Raw genomic sequence first — 19732 nt, 5'->3', positions numbered from 1 at the left:
GAAAGCTGTAAGTTGTAAGTTTTAAGCTATAAGCTTATGGCTTACCGCTTAGAGCTTAATCATATTAGTGTTACGGATTTAGGGCTTAATAAATTACTCCCACTCAATAGTTGCCGGAGGTTTTGAACTGATATCGTAAACAACCCGATTGATACCTTTTACTTCGTTGATGATTCGATTGGAGATTCTTTCCATAACTTCATAAGGAAGTTTTACCCAGTCAGCTGTCATGCCATCAAAGCTAGAAACACATCTTAAGGCTGCGACATTCTCATAAGTGCGCTCATCGCCCATTATACCTACGCTCTTAATTGGCAGTAGCACTGCAAATGATTGCCATATTTGTTCATAAAGGCCGGCTTTTGATATTTCTTCGATTACACGTTTATCCGCTTCACGTAAAAGATTAAGCCTCTCTGTGGTTATATCTCCAATAATCCTGACTGCAAGGCCTGGCCCGGGAAAAGGCTGCCGTTGTATGATATTTTCCGGTAATCCAAGCTGCCTTCCAATTTCGCGGGCCTCATCTTTAAATATTTCTCTGAGCGGTTCAATGAGCTTAAGCTTCATCTGGGTAGGCAGGCCTCCTACATTATGATGGCTTTTTATCCTTCTGCTTGGGCCGCCGGTTGGCGAAATGGATTCGATAACATCCGGATAAAGTGTGCCTTGGCCTAAAAATTTGGCGCCTTTTGTTTTTTTTGCCTCTTCTTCAAAGACTTTGATAAACTCATCTCCGATAATTTTTCTTTTTTCTTCAGGGTCGGTTATGCCTTTTAGGCGTTCAAGGAATCTTTTACTTCTATCTACATAGCTCAAATTGAGGTGGTACATGTCTTTAAAAACACTTCTTACCTGTTCTGCTTCGCCTTTCCTTAGCAGACCGTTATCAATAAAGATACAGCGTAAATTTTTATTTATAGCTTTATGAATCAATAAAGCAGCCACGGAAGAATCTACTCCTCCGCTTAAGCCCAAAACTACTTTATCTTTGCCTACATTCTTTTTGATATTCTCGATAGATTCTTTGATAAATGACTGCATAGTCCAACGTCCGGAAGCACCGCAAATTTTAAATAAAAAATTACTCAACATTTGGCTGCCCTTTTCGGTGTGGGTTACTTCAGGATGAAATTGGACGGCGTATATTTTTCTTTTTTGATTTGAAATGGCAGCAATCGGAGTGTTTGTGGTGTGTGCGATAGTGTGAAAACCGACAGGCATCTTCGTTACATAATCTCCGTGGCTTGCCCAGCAGCTAAAATTTCCGGGCAAGTGGTTAAAAATATCTCGGTTATCATCTATGAATAATTCTGTTTTTCCATATTCGCGCTCACGAGTATGTTTAACTTTTCCACCTAATAACTCGCAGATTACCTGCATTCCATAACAAATACCAAGAATTGGTATACCCAATTTAAAGATGCCCATATCCGGGTAAGGGGATTTTTTATTGACTACAGAAGCCGGGCCTCCGGAAAGGATTAGGCCTTTAGGAGCCAATGCGGCGATTTCTTTTGCAGGTGTATTATAAGGGATAATTTTTGAAAAAACTTTATTTTCTCTAATTCGCCGAGCTATTAATTGAGTGTATTGAGAACCGAAATCCAATATTAATATCGTTTGTTTGGTCATTTTCCCATCCCTACTCTTTGGCCAACTTGAAAGATTTTCCCTTCGGTTTGGATCGATGGAGCAATAATAATTTCCACATCGTGCATATCTTTTAAGTTGGAAGCTCCTAGTGAGCCCATAGAAGTTTTTAAAGCCCCAAGTAAATTCTGCGATCCGTCATCTACTTTTGCCGGGCCAAGTAAGATTTCTTTTAATGAGCCGGTTGTGCCAACTTGAATGCGGGTTCCTCGAGGCAGGTTGACATGTGAAGTTGCCATGCCCCAGTGGAATCCACGTCCCGGAGCCTCATGAGCACGGGCAAAACTTGAGCCAATCATTACTGCATCTGCTCCGCAGGCAAAGGCTTTGCAAATATCTCCACCCCTATTCATTCCTCCGTCAGTAATAATGGAGACATATTTCCCTGTTCGTTTATAATAAAAATCACGAGCGCCTGCGGCGTCTACTGTAGCCGTAACCTGGGGTACTCCGATTCCTAATACGCCTCGTGTTGTACATGCTGCTCCCGGGCCAACTCCAATTAGTAAGCCGCTGGCGCCGGTTTCCATTAGATCTAAGGTTGTTTCGTAGGTAACACAATTTCCCAGGATTACAGGAATTTTTATAGATTTACAGAACTTTACTAAATCCAGGGTTTTGTATTGGGTAGAGATATGTTTAATGGTAGTGACTGTAGATTGAATGACAAAAATATCAGCTCCTGCACTAACAGCTAACTTTGAGAATTTTTCTGCGTTGGCCGGAATACAGCTTACAACTGCGATAGCTTTTGCTTTTTTGATTTCGGCAACTCGTTTTGTGATTAGTTTTTCTTTGATGGGTGTGGTATATACTGTTTGGATTAACTCAGTGGCTTTTTGCGGTGTAGCTTTTGAAATTTCTTCCAATACTTCATCCGGATTCTCGTAGCGCGTTTGAATTCCGTCAAGGTTTAATACGGCAATTCCGCCTAAGCGGGACATTTCGATGGCAAACCTTACATTAACCACTCCGTCCATGGCAGCAGCTAGGATAGGTATTTTGAATTTTTTTCCATTAAATTCAAAACTTGTATCAACCTCATTGGGATTTACGGTTTGCGCTCCGGGTACTAGGGCAACCTCATCAAAACCGTAGCATCTTCTTGCGCGCCTATTTATACCTATCCATTCAGCCATCTTAAATTCTCCTTATTATACTATTAACCTGTTGTTTTGTAATAAGTTATGAATATTTCGCCTCATCTTGGGAATTACAGAAAGGATTATAAATTTTATAATATTTAGGAGTGTTTGTCAACAGATATTTTGGGAAAAAAAGACCCTGTTTCCTGGCTAATCGGGAAACAGGGTCTTTTTGATTTGCGTATTTCTTAGGGTTTAATACATTCCTCCACCCATACCACCCATGCCGCCACCCATACCACCTGGCATTGGAGGCATCTTCTCATCTTTATCCGGCTTGTCCGCAATTAGAGTTTCAGTTGTAAGCAATAAAGCGGCAATACTGGAAGCATTCTGTAAAGCAGAGCGGGTTACTTTTGTAGGATCAATGACTCCAGCTTCGATCATATCTACATAAGCATCCTGGCTGACATCATAACCGATGTTAGTTTTCTCTTGTTTAATTCTTTGAACGACCACAGAACCTTCAAGGCCAGCATTTTGAGCTATCTGTCTTAAAGGCTCTTCAATGGCGCGTTTTACAATGTTAGCGCCAATTTTTTCATCACCTTCCAGCTTTAATTTGTCTAAAGCTGCAATTGTGCGGATAAGCGCGACCCCGCCGCCAGGAACAATTCCTTCCTGTGTAGCTGCGCGGGTTGCGTGTAATGCATCTTCTACGCGTGCCTTTTTCTCTTTCATTTCAGTTTCCGTGGCAGCTCCGACGTTAATTACTGCAACTCCACCGGCTAATTTTGCCAGGCGTTCTTGCAGTTTTTCTTTATCATAATCCGAATCAGTATCTTCAATTTGTTTCTTTAACTGGTTGATTCTAGCGTTAATCGCAGTATTTTTACCTGCGCCTTCAACAATTGTAGTGTTTTCTTTATCAATTTTTACCTTTTTGGCACGTCCTAAATCTTCAACATCAATATTTTCAAGTTTAATGCCCAGATCTTCGGTTATTGCTTTGCCGCCGGTTAAAATAGCGATATCTTCAAGCATAGCTTTACGCCTATCACCATAACCTGGGGCTTTTACTGCACAGGCAACAAAGGTACCGCGGATTTTATTAACTACTAGAGTTGCCAGGGCTTCTCCATCAACCTCTTCGGCAATAATCAATAGTGGTTTACCAACGCGGGCAATTTTTTCCAATAAAGGTAAAATGTCTTTAATGGAAGAGATTTTTTTCTCATAAATAAGGATATAAGCATCTTCTAATAATACTTCCATTCTTTCAGCATCAGTTACAAAATATGGAGAAAGATATCCTTGGTCAAACTGCATACCCTCTACAACGTCTAGCGTAGTAGCGGTAGATTTTGCCTCTTCAACCGTGATTACTCCATCTTTTCCTACTTTATCCATTGCTTCAGCAATTAACTCGCCAATATTGGTATCTGAGTTTGCAGCAATGCTGGCTACCTGGGCAATTTCTTTTTTATCTTTGATGGGGGTAGAAAGTTTACCTAATTCTTCTACTATTTTTACTACTGCTTTTTCAATACCGCGTTTTAACTCCATGGGGTTTGATCCTGCAGTGACATTCTTTAAGCCTTCGCGGTAAATTGATTCAGCTAAAACGGTAGCCGTAGTTGTACCATCTCCGGCAATATCAGAAGTTTTTTCCGCCACTTCTTTTACCATTTGAGCGCCCATGTTTTCAAAGGGATCCTCTAGATCAATTTCTTTTGCTACGGTTACCCCGTCTTTAGTTATAGTCGGAGAACCAAATTTTTTATCAATTACGACATTTCTTCCTTTTGGCCCTAGTGTTACTTTTACAGCAGCGGCCAGCTGTTCTACACCGCTTAAAATCTTGCGGCGTGCATCATCGCTATACAGTAATTGCTTTGCCATAAATCCTCCTTGCCCACAAGGGCATACCCGCGCAATACATTATAAGCGCGGGGTCATATTATTTGATAATTGCTAAGATATCTTCTTCACGCAAAATGAGCAGTTCTTCGCCATCTTTGGTGGTAATTTCATTACCGGAATATTTTCCGTAGAGCACCTTATCTCCTGCTTTTACTTCAGGAGCGTGGATTGAGCCATTCTCCAGTATTTTGCCTCTTCCTACCGCTATAACCTTGGCTTCTTGTGGTTTCTCTTTGGCAGTGTCAGGTAAAAGAATTCCACCTTTGCTTTTATTTTCTGCTTCCAAAGGCTTAACGACGATGCGATCACCCAATGGTTTAATTTCCATTTTGTCACCTCCCTATAATTTGGATTTTGTTAATCTAAAACTAGCACTCTTTTTCCCAGAGTGCTAATTATAGATAAAAAAAAATTCTTGTCAAGAGTTTTTTCTTAAAGAGTACGTTTTTTTATCTGATCAGGCGCAGCATTCTCTATGTTAACAATTTTAGTATCAGTATTGGTTAATTCAAGTTTATTTTGTTTATATTCAAAATTTAAATTGTAGGAAGTGGTAACCGTGTAAAAATATGGGCTTGCGTCACTAATATCAGGAGAATGGTTTTTCTCAACGTAAAGCTCCTCCTTTATGCTCAGAGTTGCTTTAAATGGAGAGGTAATAGAATCGGATTTAACTACATCATTTTTAATTACACTGTATTTATACCCTCTTAAATAATATTCATAGTGGCTTGGCGAAATGGGAAAGTATAATGCTAACTTTTCCCAATTTTGCTCAAGGCGGGTCCCCAGAAGTTTTGCCTTGTTTTCTTTTGCCTGAGCAATCCATTCTTCTGTTACCCGGTTCAAATCAATGTTAATTTTTTTTGCTGTTTCATCCTGTTCCTTTTGTTTGAATACTTCATAATTTTTAAGTGCTTGCTCGAAAGTAACTCCTGGATCATTTTTAGCAGTTTCTTTGGGATTATTTTCTCCAGAGGAAAGGCCATAGTTAAAAATAAGAATTGAAACAATTAAACAAATAATTGTAGATTTAAATTGTTTTTTCATAAATAAAGTTAATCCCTTTTAAGGTTAAGTCGGTATCAACTTTTAAATTTATCCCGGAATATTTTTTTATTAAATCAATATTGCCACCTGTACCAATAACCAGTGCATTTTTACCTATGCATTGCTTGATTTTATTTGTCAGCTCTTTGACTGAGCCTGCTGTGCCAAAAACAATACCGTTTAATATGCTGTTTTTCGTATCGCATCCCATAAAGATCATTGGAGTATTTAATGAAACAGGCGGAAGTAACGCTGTTTTTTCACTTAGGGCTTCAAGAGATATTTTCATTCCTGGAATAATCAAACCTCCTAGGTATTTTTTATTTTTATCGATAACGTCAAAGGTAATTGCGGTTCCGGAATCTATTACAATTAGTGGTACTTTGTAAAGGCAAGAGCCGGCATAAGCATTTACCAGGCGGTCCTGGCCTAACTGGTTTGGTTTATGGTAAGGGTTATTTATGGGAACAACCAGATCATTACCTAATATATATGGTTTTTTACCAGTTTCAATCATTAAGTCACGTTGAAGAATCCGGGTGAGTTTAGGTACAACGCTACATATGAGCGTAGCGGATAGTTTTGGTTTTATTCTTAGTTTTCTTAGTAGTTTTGATTTTGAATATTCTTTTGTGGGGATATCAAATTGTTTCTGAAGTTTCTTACCTTTAAATATTCCAAACGTTATATTAGTATTACCGATATCAACTGCCAGTAACATTACGTAACTCCTTGATTTTATCTCTTAAGAGGGCAGCTTTTTCAAATTGCAGGTTGCGCGCTGCTCGTTCCATTTCATATTCTAACTCAGTTATATATTTATGCAACTGGTATTGTTCTGTCGGTTCACCAGTTAAAACTCGTACAAATTCAGAAGCAACTTCCAAATCTTCTATTCCCTCTTTAATTGATCTTTGAATAGAACGAGGAGTAATTTTATTCTTTTGGTTGTATTTTAGCTGGATTTTTCTCCTACGAGTGCTTTCTTCGATCGCTTTTTTCATCGAACCGGTAATCGTATCGGCATACATAATTACTGTGCCGTCAATATTGCGTGCGGCTCGCCCTCCCACTTGTATTAGGCTTGTACTTGAGCGTAAAAATCCTTCTTTGTCAGCATCTAGTATAGCCACTAATGAAACCTCTGGTAAATCCAACCCCTCACGAAGCAGGTTAATTCCTACCAGGCAGTCAAATTTTTTCTGGCGTAGTTCCCTTAATATTACTGATCGTTGAATTGTTTGTATTTCAGAGTGAAGGTATTTGACTTTTATGCCGTTTTCGGCAAGGAAATTAGCAAGGTCTTCTGCCATTCTTTTGGTAAGAGTGGTAATTAGTGTCCTTTGGTTATTTTTAGCGCGGATTTTTACCTGTTGGATTAAATCCTGAATTTGTCCTTTGGAGGGTTTGACGATAATTTCAGGATCGATTAATCCGGTAGGCCGGATAATTTGTTCAATAACTTTATTCTGGCTTAGATTTAGTTCATATTTATCCGGCGTGGCTGAAACGAAGATAAACTGCTTTATCAGCTGATTAAACTCATTAAATTTGAGCGGCCGATTATCCAGGCATGAAGGAAGCCTGAAACCGTAGTTTACTAAGGTTTCTTTTCTGGCCCTATCACCTGCATACATTCCCCCTATCTGAGGAATAGTCGCATGTGATTCATCAATTATGGTTAAAAAATTACCTTGGAAGTAATCAATCATTGAATATGGCCGAAAGCCTAATGGTAGCCCGTTTAGATGGCGTGAATAATTTTCTATGCCATGGCAATATCCGATTTCTTTGAGCATATCCAGGTCATAATTTGTGCGTGATTCCAAGCGTTGGGCTTGAATTAATTTGTTTTTTTCCTTTAATTTTTTTAATTCAACAACCAATTCCTCTTTTATAGATTTTATTGCCGTATCTATTTTATCTTTTGAGGCAATGAAATGTTTGGCCGGATAAATAGCGATTTTATCAACTATACTTATTGTTTTTGCAGATACCGGATGGATTATTGAAATTCTACTTATAAGGTCGCCTGTTAATTCTATGCGCAGTGCTTGTTCGCTGTAGGAAGGGAAGACCTCGATTACATCCCCACGTACTCTGATCTTACCGCGAATGAATTCGTAATCATTGCGCACATATTGAATCTGAATGAGTTTGGAGATTAGCTCATCGCGATTAAGGCTCTCTCCGGTTCTTAGGATTACAAGCATATCTTGGTAATCGGCAGGTGAACCTAGATTATAAATACATGAGACACTGGCTACCACAATTACATCCCGACGGCTCATTAAGGATGTAGTTGTTGAAAGCCTTAAACGGTCCAATCTCTCGTTAATCGATGAATCTTTCTCTATATAAGTGTCAGTAGAAGGAATATATGCTTCTGGTTGGTAATAATCGTAGTAGCTTACAAAATATTCCACCGCATTGTGAGGAAAAAACTCTTTGAATTCTGAATAAAGTTGGGCAGCTAATGTTTTATTGTGCGAAATTATAAGCGTAGGCAGGTTTGTTTTGGCTATAACGTTGGCCAGGGTAAAGGTTTTACCGCTTCCGGTGACTCCCAGTAAAGTAGAATAACGTTTACTGCTAAGGATTTCATGGGTAAGTTCTTTTATAGCTTTGGGTTGGTCACCACATGGTTTAAAACGGGAAACTAATTTGAATTTTTCCATGGGCTTAAATGGATATTTAAATAACCTCTAAGCTGATATCTACGGATTCTATTGAATCAGTTAATTCTCCTATTGAGATTATCTCAACTTCCGTTGCAGCGTATTTTTTTATATTGCTAAGGCAGATGCCCCCACTTATTTCAAGAAGGGTTGGTTGTTTTTTAAATCTGGTATTATTCCTAATTTTTACTGCTTTTTTAATATCTTTGATACTCATATTATCAAGCATAATAACATTGGGTTTAAGGCTTAAGGCATGCCTAAATTCTTCTAGGCTTTGGGCTTCAATTTCAATTTTACAGTTAGAAGGAATATTTGTTAGTTTAGAGTATCCTCCAAGAATCTTTAAGTGGTTATCTTTAATTAAAATCATCTCATCCAGGCTTATTCTGTGGTTATATCCGCCTCCGATTTTAACTGCATATTTCTGTAATTCCCTTAAGCCCGCTATGGTTTTGCGGGTGTCGGTGATCTTGGTTTTAAAAGGTGCAATTTTTCTGACAAATTTTCTTGTTTTTGTAGCTATACCAGAAAGTAAAGATAATAAATTTAGAGCTGTTCTTTCGGCCCCAAGGATACTATGAGCATTTCCTGATATAACGGCGATGATATCTTTTGCGTGCACATCCTTGCCTTCTTTAATCTTTTCATCAAATTTAACTTTTGGATCAGCGGTCTTGAAAACCTCTTTGGCGGCCATGATACCGCAGAGAAGAAAATCTTCTTTAGCGACAATAGAAGCTTTTATTTTTTTATTTTTTGGGATAGTAAACTTAGTAGTAATATCTCCGAAGCCAGTATCTTCAATTAAGGCGCGCCTAATTATTTCCTTAAGCCTGATAGGGTTAATTTTAGGTTTATTTTCGGATAAAAAATATTTAGCGTAAGCCATCTATAATTACCTTTAGTTTAGCAATCTGAGTTTGCATATCAGACAATTTGATTTTCTCAGCCTCGATAATTTCTTTGGGTGCGCGTTCGATAAAATTCTTATTTGAAAGCATAGCTTTTTTATTTTTTATTTCCGATTCCAGTTTTTCGATTTTCGATTGATTTTTCTTAATTTGCTGGGCAACATCGGTTATTCCGCTAAGCGCCATAACTATGTGCATGTCTTTTAACACGACAACATATTCGTTGCTTTGCGTGGTGAAACTTTGAGTTATGCTTAAGGAATCGATTTTAGCCAAATTCTTTATGTAATCAAAAAGCGGCTCTATTGATTTTTGCGTAAGTTTATTTGCAAGACTTAATTTGATATTCACGCGGCTTTGTAAGTTAATTTCTAATTCAGCGCGCATGTTTCTTATGGCATTAATAATATCAAAAGCCTCCTGCATCTGTTTTTCATCTTTTTTGTTAATCAAGCCTTTCTGTAAATGCGGCCAACTTTGTTGCATAATTGAATTCTCTGCACCCGGAAGGCGTTGCCAGATCTCTTCGGTTATAAAAGGCATAAAAGGGTGAAGTATTCTTAATGTCTTCTCTAAGACTTTATACATGACTATTTGGGTTTCTTTTTGAGCTATTTGTGGTTTGATTAACTCCAGGTACCAGTCACAGAATTCATGCCAAAAAAATGAATATAGGGTATTGGCAGCTTCATTAAACTTATAGTTATCTAATTCTTTGGTTACTTTATCTAAAGTTGAATAAAACCTGCTTAATATCCAACGGTTGACAATAACCAGTTGTTCTTTTTTAAAAAAAACGCATAAATCTACATCCACTTCTTCAGGTTTAAGGTTTGTAAGGACAAGGCGTGAAGCGTTCCAAATCTTATTGGCAAAGTTTCTGCCTTGTTCAAATCTTTCTTTGGATAGATACACGTCTTGGCCTTGGGAGGTTATCGAGATAAGGCTAAAACGCAAGGCATCCGTACCATATTCAGCGATAATTTCCAAGGGATCAATGATATTACCCAAAGACTTGGACATTTTTTTACCTTCGATATCGCGCACTGTGCCGTGTATGTAAACATCTTTAAAGGGGAGCTGTTTTCTAAATTCAAATCCTGCCATGATCATACGCGCAACCCAAAAAAAGATGATTTCTGGAGCAGTAACTAAGGACGAGGTGGGGTAAAAATATTTTAAATCCGCGTTTTCCTTGGGCCAGTAGAATGTAGCAAAGGGCCATAGCCAACTTGAGAACCAGGTGTCTAAGACATCCTCCTCTTGAACTAACTCAGTAGATTTACATGTGGGGCATTGTAGAGGTTTTACCGCAGATACAATGATGCCATATTTTGGATTTTTGGCTTGGCAATTTTTACAGTAATAAACCGGAATTCGGTGTCCCCACCAGATCTGCCGGGAGATGCACCAGTCTTGGATATTCTCCATCCAGTTTAGATAGACTTTAGTCCAACGCTCGGGATGAAATTTTATTTTTCCTTTTTTTACCGCCTCAATTGCAGGTTTTGCCAGTGGTTTCATTTTTACAAACCATTGTTTGGATAAATATGGCTCAACAATTGTGTGACAGCGGTAACAATGCCCTGCAGAAAGCGTATGTGGATTAATTTTTTCAAGTAACCCCAATATTTTTAAATCTTCCAATATTGCTTCTCTGGCTTTAAACCGGTCAAAGCCGGAATATTTCCCGGTTGATTCATTCATCCTGGCATCCGGATGCATAACATTAATAAATTCCAAGCTATGTTTTTTGCCTAAAACATAATCATTAGGATCATGAGCTGGGGTGATTTTTACTGCTCCTGTTCCAAACTCCATATCTACGCTATCATCGGTAATAATTTTAATTTCTCTTTTTGTTAACGGTAGGATTAAAATTTTTCCTATGTATTTATTATAGCGTTTATCTTTTGGGTTTACGGCTACAGCTGTATCTCCAAGCATAGTTTCTGGCCGGGTTGTGGCAACGGTAATAAAAATTGATGGGTTTTCTTTTAGCGGATATTTGAGGTAATAAAGGTTTCCCTGTAATTCCGTATGCATTGCTTCTTCATCGCTTAATGCTGTTTGGCATCTTGGGCACCAGTTGATAATGTAATTGCCTTGGTAAATTAATTTTTTCTCATAGAGCCTGACAAATACTTCGGCCACAGCCTTTGAATAATCCTGATCCATAGTAAAGCGCAGGCGATTCCAATCACATGAGCAACCAAGTTTTTTCAGTTGATGAATTATGGTTGAGCCGTATTGTTCTTTCCAGTTCCAGACTCTTTCAATAAATTTTTCCCTGCCTAAATCCTGGCGTTTTAGTCCTTCTTTTGCCAAGGCTTTCTCTACTACGTTTTGAGTAGCGATTCCGGCATGGTCGGTTCCCGGCATCCATAAAGCCTCAAAACCCTGCATTCTCTTATAGCGAATTAAAATATCCTGGATACTGTTGTTTAAGGCATGGCCCATGTGCAGGATGCCGGTAATATTGGGCGGAGGGATAACTATGCAGTAAGGCGGCTTATTCGGAGAAACCTTGGCAGAAAAAAGATTATTCTCTTCCCAGATTTTGTACCATTTATCCTCGGTTTCTTTAGGATTATAGCGGCTAGGTAGTTCATTCATGTATTGTGGGGTATTTTTAAGTTAGGGATTATTTTGAGCCGGGTTAGCAGCTATCTTTTCTATATCTTTTTTGTAACCTAGCCTGTAGCCAATTATTAACAGTAGAATAAGAATAATCGCTAGGCTTATGCCAATAATTTTGAAATTCTTTAGTTTTTTATTTAACATTGTCTTTTAATAGTTTGTACTCAATACTATCTACCAGGGCCTGCCAGCTGGCTTCAATTATGTTTTCATGTACACCGATTGTATTCCAGACATCATCTGTGTCCTGCGATTGAATTAAAACGCGTACAGGGGTAGCAGTGCCGGCTTTTTCATCCAGAACACGCACTTTAAAATCAGATAGATGCATTTTGGCAAGGGTAGGGTAAAAATCTTTAAGCGCTTTACGCAGGGCATTGTCCAATGCGTTTATTGGGCCGTCGCCTTCTGCGGCGGTATGTTCCTTAACCCCGTTTACTTTTAATTTAATGATTGCTTCCGATGTAATCTTCTTATCCTGGATTTTTTCAACCACTACCCTAAAACCTTCAAGCTCAAAGAAATTATCAAATTTCTTTAACGCCCTCTGCATTAATACTTGAAAAGATGCTTCAGCAGCTTCGAATTGAAAACCTTTATGCTCTAAGGTTTGCACTAATTCCAGGATTTTTTTAGTTTGCTTATCCCCTTTGCTTAAATCATAGTTTAAATCCTTAGCTCTTAATAAAATACCGGTTTTGCCTCCTAATTCCGAGACTAAAATTCTGCGCCGATTTCCTACTAAAGACGGGTCGATATGCTCATAAGTTTTTGGATTTTTCATTATCGCGTTAATATGCATCCCGCCCTTATGCGCAAAAGCAGAATCTCCTACAAAAGGCTGTTCATTTTTCAGACGCATGTTACTGATTTCACTGACAAAATGTGAGAGATGTGTTAGTTGTTTTAATTGAGTATCAGGTATGCAATTAATATCTAATTTAGTTTTTAAATTTGCGATGATTGGGATTAAATCGGCATTGCCGCATCTCTCTCCATACCCGTTAATCGTGCCCTGAACAATATTTGCCCCGGCTTCGATAGCCGCCAGGGAATTAGCAATCGCAACTCCTGCGTCATTATGGCAGTGGATTCCTAAGTCAACTTTAATCTTGTGTTTAATTTCTTTTATCGTAGCCGTAATTTGGCTTGGTAGTGAACCGCCATTAGTATCGCAAAGACAGATGGTGCTTGCTTTTGCGTCTTGAGCAGCAATTAAAGTTTTTAAAGCGTAATTTTGGTTAGCTTTGTAGGCGTCAAAAAAATGCTCTGCATCATAAAATACAATAAAACCCTTTTTAACCAGGAAGCTGACAGTATCTTTAATCATTTTCAGATTTTCATCAAGGGTAGTTTTTAAAACTTCAGTTACATGGAAATCCCAGGTTTTGCCTACAATAGTAATTACTTGCGCCCCTGATTTTAAAAGCGCGGCAATATTGGTATCTTGCGAAGTTTTAATATTTGGCCTGCGGGTCATGCTAAAAGCGGCAATTTTTGAGTTTTTAAGCTTGGCTTTACTTATTTTTTCAAAGAATTCCCTGTCTTTGGGGTTAGAGCCTGGCCAGCCGCCTTCAATAAAATGAATACCAAATTTATCCAGTTCTTCGGCAATACGTATTTTATCCATTACTGAATAAGATATTCCTTCTGCCTGAGAACCATCACGCAATGTGGTATCGTATAATTTTATTTTTTTCATAATTACCCCTTATTTGTTTAGGCCAAATTCTTCATGTAATTTTTTTACCGCAATCTCTGCATTTTTCTTCTTGATGATACAGGATATACTGATATCGGAGGTAGAGATCATTTCGATATTAATTTTATTATCTGCTAAAACACCAAACATTTTGGCTGCAACGCCATGGTGCGATTTCATTCCTACACCTACGATAGAAACGCGGGCAATGTCTTCGTCAAGCAAAACTTCTCCTGCGCCAATTTTTTTTGCTACGGCTTTAGTAATGCGGCCGGCTTTACTAGAATCGATTTTTGCAATAGTAAAAGATATATCTGTTTGACGTGTATGGCTTACGTTTTGCACGATCATGTCAACGCTGACTCCGGCAGTTGCCAGATCTTTGAATAATTTGACCGCTACCCCCGGTTTATCAGGAACCTCGCAAAGAGTGATTTTTGCATCATTTTTATTTAAAGTTATGCCGCTAACTACTACATCTTCCATATTTTTTACCTCCTTAATAATCATCGTTCCGCTGTTATTGCTAAATGATGAACGCACATGCAATGGTACATCGAATTTTTTTGCTACTTCAATAGAACGGGCTTGCATTACCTGGGCGCCTAATGAGGCCATCTCAAGCATTTCATCATAAGTAATCTCTTTGATTTTTTTTGCATGAGGCTCAATTCGTGGGTCTGTGGTATAGATACCCTCTACATCCGTATAGATTTCACAGGAATCTGCTCCGAGTTCTTTGGCAAGGGCAACTGCAGTTAAGTCTGATCCGCCGCGGCCTAAAGTAGTAATATCCTGGTTTAGAGTCACTCCCTGAAAGCCCGCTACGATAACAATGTTTCCTTTTTTTAGTTCTTCTTTAATTTTATCGCCGTTTATTTTTTGGATTCTGGCTCGTGTATGACTGGTATCGGTAATAATACCGACCTGAGAACCGGTGAATGAGATTGCTTGAGATTTTAGTTTGTGGATAGCCATGGCTAAGAGAGCAACAGAAATTTGTTCTCCGGTTGACAATAGCATGTCCATTTCTCTCTCTGAGGGCTTAGGGTTAATTTTATCTGCCAGTTCAATTAATTCATCGGTAGTGTCACCTAAGGCTGAAACCACAACTACTAGCTGGTATCCTTTTTTACTGTAGTCAACTACTCTTTGAGCGACTTTTTGAATACGCTCGACATTAGCTACAGATGAACCGCCGTATTTTTGCACAACTAAACCTTTATGCATTGTTTACTCTCCTTGCCCACCAGGGCACACCCGCGCAATACCTTATAAGCGCGGGGTGCTGGAAATAAGATGTTCCATAAGTTGAAATCCATGTTCAAAATAAAGCTGGGATTTCTGCGCTTCCTTTTCACTGTAATTAAGAAAATTTCCTGCGGGAATATCCTTACCGTAGATTTCAAATGGGATTGCATCTGGGGTATGTGTCTTAAGAGAAACCGGAGTGGCATGGTCCGGCAAAACCATGATCCGGAAATCATTTTTATTTTTACAATACTCCAGGAGCGATCCTACTATTATTTGATCAAATCTCTCTATTGCCGTAAGTTTTTCCCTTAAGTCTCCATTATGTCCTGCTTCATCCGGAGCTTCTACATGGACAAAAACAAAGTTATTTTTCTCTAAAGAGGCAACTGCAGCATCAGCTTTCCCTTGGTAGTTGGTATCATAATAACCAGTGGCACCCGGGACATCGATGACTTCGAGCCCTAATATACGCCCTAATCCTTTGATTAAATCTACAGCTGAAATTACGCTTCCCGACAGGCCGAATTTATCAATGAATTTAGGTATAGCCGGTTTCTTACCTTGGCCCCATAACCAGATCATATTTGCCGGGTTCTCTTTTAAATCCAGTCGTACGTGATTGATCTCGTGCTCTTCCAGTATCTGCCGGGAATCCTGCATAAGTTTAATAATTAGCTGTGCATTATCTCCTTTAGGGAAGTTTCTGTTTATGCTTTGTCCTGCGATATCATGTGGAGGCAGGCATTTTAAATCTTGTAGTTTTAAATCGGAACCGCGTTTAACTAAAAGTAAATGCCGATAGCTTATCCCGTTAAAAAAGCGTATTTTGTTAGTACCTAATTTTTGATCGAGAATCTTAATTAGTTTTTCAGCTTCTGTCGATTTAATGTGTCCGGCGCTGTAATCAAGTAAGGTGTCACCGGATGCTGTAATCAAGTTACAGCGGAAAGCAACGTCATCATCTTCTAACTCAATACCCAAATTTGCTGCTTCCAGCGGGCCTCTTCCGGAATAATATTTTTGCGGGTCATATCCTAGAATAGAAAGATTGGCAACATCGGAAGCCGGAGTCATTTTTTCTGGGATAGTTTTAGCAAGCCCCAGTATGCCGTGTTTGGCGATAAAATCCATATTTGGTGTGCGTGCGGCTTCTAAAGGCGTGCGCATACCTAGTTCCTCTATGGGGTAATCTGCCATGCCATCAGCAACTAGCACGATGTATTTTGTCATAGGTTGTCCTATTTTAAAAAATTATTTATGTTTCTCTTTCGCTTTAAAATATTCACCGGCTGTTTTGTAACCGAGTGTTCCTCTAATGAGATTTCCTGGAAAGTTTTTTGCTATAATATTATAAATTTTTGCGATTCGATTATAGCGTGGCCTTTCAATTGCGATATTATTTTCTACATTTGATAGCTTATTCGTAAGGCTAAGAAAAGTTTGATCCGTTTTTAGGTCAGGATAATTTTTAGATGCTAAAAGTAACTTTGCTAATCCACGGTCAATATCAGGTAGTGATCTGATTTTTTCTTCCGCAGAAGTAGCTTTTTCCCATTGCAAGCGCGCATGGTTAATATCTTCAAAAGTAGCCTTTTCTTGTAGCGCGTAACCTTTTACGTTATTTGTCAAGTTAAGGATAATCTCATTTCTCCTCTGTAGCTGGTTCTCTAATTTTGTCCAGTTAGCAGCAACTGCACTATGCATTAAAACAATTGCTAAATAGATAGTGATAAATAATACAACTATAGTTATTGTTACAGTTGCGAAATTAATAGGTATTTTTTTCATTATTGGCTCCCTTTCTTCTAAGGTTGGCGTTGATTCTTAACTAGTAATTTATTCTTTATCAAGTTGGATAAATAAATTGCCATCTTTGTTTTAGTTAAGAAAGGGCCATAATTATCCTGTTTGTCTAAAATGTAAGCTTGGTAACCACTATTTTTGTCAGAATTTGCCACTACCAGGTTTAAATTTGCCTGCTCCTGCAAGATTCTGCCCTTTTCTATTAATTTATTTTTATTTGTATTTGGTTCAAATTTAAAGCCTACCGTAAATAATTGTGGTTGATAAATTTTTAAGTTGTTGATCAGTTTTTCTGTTGGAACTAAATTTAGCTTCCAACTTTTACGAAGCGAGCTGACTTTGCATTGGATTATTTTTTTAGTCCGATAATCTGAAACCGCCGCAGTATGAATAACCGCCGTAAATTTTCCATTCCTTAGCTCTCTATCCATGAGCTGTGCCAATTCAGAAAAATATTTGAATCTTATTACTCTTATGCCGGTTTGACAACCGTAAAAATTTCCTGGGCCCAATAGCAATGTAACTTTAACGCCAAGCTTTTTTAATTTCTCAGCCAAAATAAATCCAGTTTGGCCGGAGGCAATATTACTGATTACTCTGGTTTTGTCTATAGCAACCCATGTTGGTCCGGCTGTGATAAGAATTTTTTTATTAGTAACCAATTTCTTTAATTATAGCTTTTAAATCTGCACGCATAAGCTTAGGAGGTCTAACTGTTTTAATTGCCCTTTCAGGGTCTTTTAGGCCATGTCCTGTTAGAATACAGGCAATACGAATTTTTTGATGCTTAGCTAAGCTGTGTTTAAAATAACCATTTTTTATTAATTTGAAAAGCCCGGCAATTGAAGCGGCAGAAGCCGGTTCAGCAAATACTCCTTCTTTCTCAGCCAATATTTTATAGGCCGCAACTATTTGTTTATCTGAAACCATGTCAATTAATCCGCCGGATTCATCACGGGCTTGCTCTGCATTTTTCCAGCTTGCAGGGTTTCCAATACGGATTGCTGTAGCCAAAGTCTGCGGATTCTTAATCGGTTTTCTTTTGACAATGGGCGCAGCTCCTGCTGCTTGAAAACCTAGCATAACTGGCAGTTTTTTACTTAAGCCTTGATCTTTGTATTCTTTATATCCTTTCCAATAAGCGGTAATATTGCCTGCATTGCCTACTGGTATGATTTGGAAATCTGGAGCATCACCAAGATAGTCGCATATTTCAAAACTGGCAGTTTTTTGCCCTTGGATGCGGTATGGATTTAAGGAATTTACTAATACTATTGGGTATTGTTTAGTAATTTCCCTGGCCAGATCTAATGCCGCATCAAAATTTCCTTTAATTGCTAAAACTTTTGCCCCATGAATTAACGCTTGGCTGAGTTTGCCCAATGCGATTGCGCCGCTTGGGATGAGAACAATGCATTTTATCCCGGCACAAGCGGCATAGGCAGCTGCAGAGGCGGATGTATTCCCAGTAGAAGCGCACATAACCGCAGTAGCATTTTCTTCACAGGCCTTTGAGATAGCCAAAGTCATTCCGCGGTCTTTAAATGATCCTGTAGGGTTGGAACCTTCATATTTTAAGTAGACTTCTACATGATCTCCTACTAGCTTACTTAGATATTTAGCATAAATTAATGGAGTACTGCCTTCGTTTAAGGTTATTACCGGGGTTTTGTTGCTTACCGGTAAAAACTTTTTGTACTTTTGGATTATCCCTCTATAATTTTGCCTGCTCATTTATACACCTTCAATCCTTATTGCAACGGATTTTTCTTTGATATCTGCCAATCGATCAATCATTTTAAGTGCACTACGCAGATTTTTTTCTTTTACTTCATGAGTTACCATAACCACCGGCACAACTTGAGTCCTTAATTTTTCTTTTTGGGTCACTGAAGCAATACTGATACCAAATTTTGCCAGGATGCCCGATATCTTAGCCAAAACTCCCGGCTTATCTATTGCAGTAATGCGGATATAGTATTTATTTTCAAATTCATCTATTTTACGCAAGTTTTTAATTGAAATATCCTGGATTGAATTCAAAGTTGGCCTAAATAAGCCTGCTTTAATATCTTGGGTAAGATCCACGATATCGGAAACTACCGCTGAGGCTGCCGGGAATTGTCCTGCACCGGGGCCATAGAACATAAGATCTCCTGCCAAATCGCTTGAAACATAAATGGCATTGAAAACTCCATTAACGGATGAGAGTAAATGTTTAGCGGGTAAAAATGTTGGATGTACTCTAACTTCTAATTCATCGGCTTCTTTTTTAGCGATGGCCAGCAATTTTATTTCATATCCTAAATCTTTAGCGTAGGCAATATCAGCGGAAGATATTTGAGAAATACCCTCGATAAAGATGTCTTTTATTTTTACGATCCGGCCATAAGCCAGATAAGTAAGTAAAACCAGTTTATGCGCTGAATCAATTCCTTCAATATCCAGCGTAGGGTCTTTTTCGGCAAAACCTTTTGTTTTAGCCTGGTTAATTGCATTGGTAAAAGAACAGCCTTCTTTAGACATCTGAGTGAGTACATAGTTAGATGTGCCATTTACAATGCCAAAAATACAATTGAATTTATTAACCACAAGCCCCTCTTTTATTGATTTTATGATGGGTATACCTGCTCCTACAGAAGCTTCAAAGTAGATATTTTTGCCTCGTTCTGCGGCCTCGCTGAATAGTTCAAAACCATGCTCAGCAAGTAAAGCCTTATTTGCGGTAACTACATGTTTACCTTTTTTTAAAGCAGCTAAAATAAATTCTCTAGCTGGATTAATTCCTCCCATTAATTCAACGATAATATCGATTTGCGGGTCGTCAATTACCTCAAAGGCATTATGGGTAAATAGTTTTTTATCGACCACAACATCCCTTTTTGTTGAGATATCTTTGTCACATATTTTTTTGATTATTATTTCAATTCCTATTTTTTGAGCTAACAGGTTTTTTCTCTGCTGCAGGATTTTTACCACACCAGAGCCAATATTACCGAAACCGATTATACCAATATTGATTTTTCTCAT

16 protein-coding genes are annotated in these 19732 nt (G+C 38.4%); all 16 read right to left on the bottom strand.

The features are described 5' to 3' along the window. Window positions 1-93: 93 nt before the first annotated feature. Window positions 94-1635, bottom strand: coding sequence for a glutamine-hydrolyzing GMP synthase (guaA, locus tag PHC29_06715; protein ID MDD5109176.1), 1542 nt, complete (start codon window positions 1633-1635; stop codon window positions 94-96). Further along, window positions 1632-2792, bottom strand: a complete 1161-nt coding sequence (locus tag PHC29_06710; protein ID MDD5109175.1) for a GuaB3 family IMP dehydrogenase-related protein — start codon at window positions 2790-2792, stop codon at window positions 1632-1634. Before PHC29_06710 ends, guaA begins: the two co-directional genes overlap by 4 nt. Before the next feature lie 201 nt (window positions 2793-2993). Further along, window positions 2994-4640, bottom strand: a complete 1647-nt coding sequence (gene groL, locus PHC29_06705) for a chaperonin GroEL (protein ID MDD5109174.1) — start codon at window positions 4638-4640, stop codon at window positions 2994-2996. A 58-nt stretch (window positions 4641-4698) separates the two neighbouring features. Beyond that, the gene (gene groES, locus PHC29_06700) at window positions 4699-4989 is read right to left on the bottom strand and encodes a co-chaperone GroES (GenBank protein ID MDD5109173.1); all 291 of its coding nucleotides are present in this window, start codon (window positions 4987-4989) and stop codon (window positions 4699-4701) included. 104 nt (window positions 4990-5093) lie between these two features. Next, on the bottom strand, window positions 5094-5711 hold the full coding sequence (locus PHC29_06695) for a hypothetical protein (GenBank protein ID MDD5109172.1): 618 nt from the start codon (window positions 5709-5711) through the stop codon (window positions 5094-5096). Next, the gene (locus PHC29_06690; GenBank protein ID MDD5109171.1) at window positions 5695-6432 is read right to left on the bottom strand and encodes a type III pantothenate kinase; all 738 of its coding nucleotides are present in this window, start codon (window positions 6430-6432) and stop codon (window positions 5695-5697) included. The genes PHC29_06695 and PHC29_06690 overlap by 17 nt, the downstream gene beginning before the upstream one ends. Then, window positions 6416-8389 carry an excinuclease ABC subunit UvrB gene (gene uvrB / locus PHC29_06685; protein ID MDD5109170.1) on the bottom strand — a complete coding sequence of 658 codons (1974 nt, stop codon included), beginning with the start codon at window positions 8387-8389 and terminating at the stop codon, window positions 6416-6418. Before uvrB ends, PHC29_06690 begins: the two co-directional genes overlap by 17 nt. A gap of 16 nt (window positions 8390-8405) precedes the next feature. Beyond that, window positions 8406-9281, bottom strand: coding sequence for a carboxylating nicotinate-nucleotide diphosphorylase (gene nadC / locus PHC29_06680; GenBank protein ID MDD5109169.1), 876 nt, complete (start codon window positions 9279-9281; stop codon window positions 8406-8408). Continuing rightward, window positions 9268-11919: a valine--tRNA ligase gene (locus tag PHC29_06675; GenBank protein MDD5109168.1), complete on the bottom strand. Its 2652-nt coding sequence runs from the start codon at window positions 11917-11919 to the stop codon at window positions 9268-9270. Before PHC29_06675 ends, nadC begins: the two co-directional genes overlap by 14 nt. A 157-nt stretch (window positions 11920-12076) precedes the next feature. Further along, window positions 12077-13645, bottom strand: coding sequence for a citramalate synthase (gene cimA, locus PHC29_06670; GenBank protein MDD5109167.1), 1569 nt, complete (start codon window positions 13643-13645; stop codon window positions 12077-12079). A gap of 9 nt (window positions 13646-13654) precedes the next feature. After that, the gene (locus PHC29_06665) at window positions 13655-14875 is read right to left on the bottom strand and encodes an aspartate kinase (GenBank protein MDD5109166.1); all 1221 of its coding nucleotides are present in this window, start codon (window positions 14873-14875) and stop codon (window positions 13655-13657) included. A gap of 42 nt (window positions 14876-14917) precedes the next feature. Next, complete coding sequence (locus PHC29_06660) at window positions 14918-16129, bottom strand: cofactor-independent phosphoglycerate mutase (protein MDD5109165.1); 1212 nt, start codon at window positions 16127-16129, stop codon at window positions 14918-14920. A gap of 21 nt (window positions 16130-16150) precedes the next feature. After that, entirely contained in the window at window positions 16151-16687 is a 537-nt protein-coding gene (locus tag PHC29_06655; protein ID MDD5109164.1) for a LemA family protein, read from the bottom strand. A gap of 17 nt (window positions 16688-16704) precedes the next feature. Beyond that, window positions 16705-17364, bottom strand: coding sequence for a phosphopantothenoylcysteine decarboxylase (locus tag PHC29_06650; protein MDD5109163.1), 660 nt, complete (start codon window positions 17362-17364; stop codon window positions 16705-16707). Further along, on the bottom strand, window positions 17354-18436 hold the full coding sequence (thrC, locus tag PHC29_06645) for a threonine synthase (protein ID MDD5109162.1): 1083 nt from the start codon (window positions 18434-18436) through the stop codon (window positions 17354-17356). Before thrC ends, PHC29_06650 begins: the two co-directional genes overlap by 11 nt. Beyond that, window positions 18437-19732, bottom strand: coding sequence for a homoserine dehydrogenase (locus tag PHC29_06640; protein ID MDD5109161.1), 1296 nt, complete (start codon window positions 19730-19732; stop codon window positions 18437-18439).

It is taken from the genome of Candidatus Omnitrophota bacterium, assembly GCA_028712255.1.
In the GTDB taxonomy this organism is placed as follows: domain Bacteria; phylum Omnitrophota; class Gorgyraeia; order Gygaellales; family Profunditerraquicolaceae; genus UBA6249.
The sequence above is the reverse complement of the archived record's forward strand: the minus strand, read 5'-3'. Positions and strand labels throughout refer to the sequence as shown.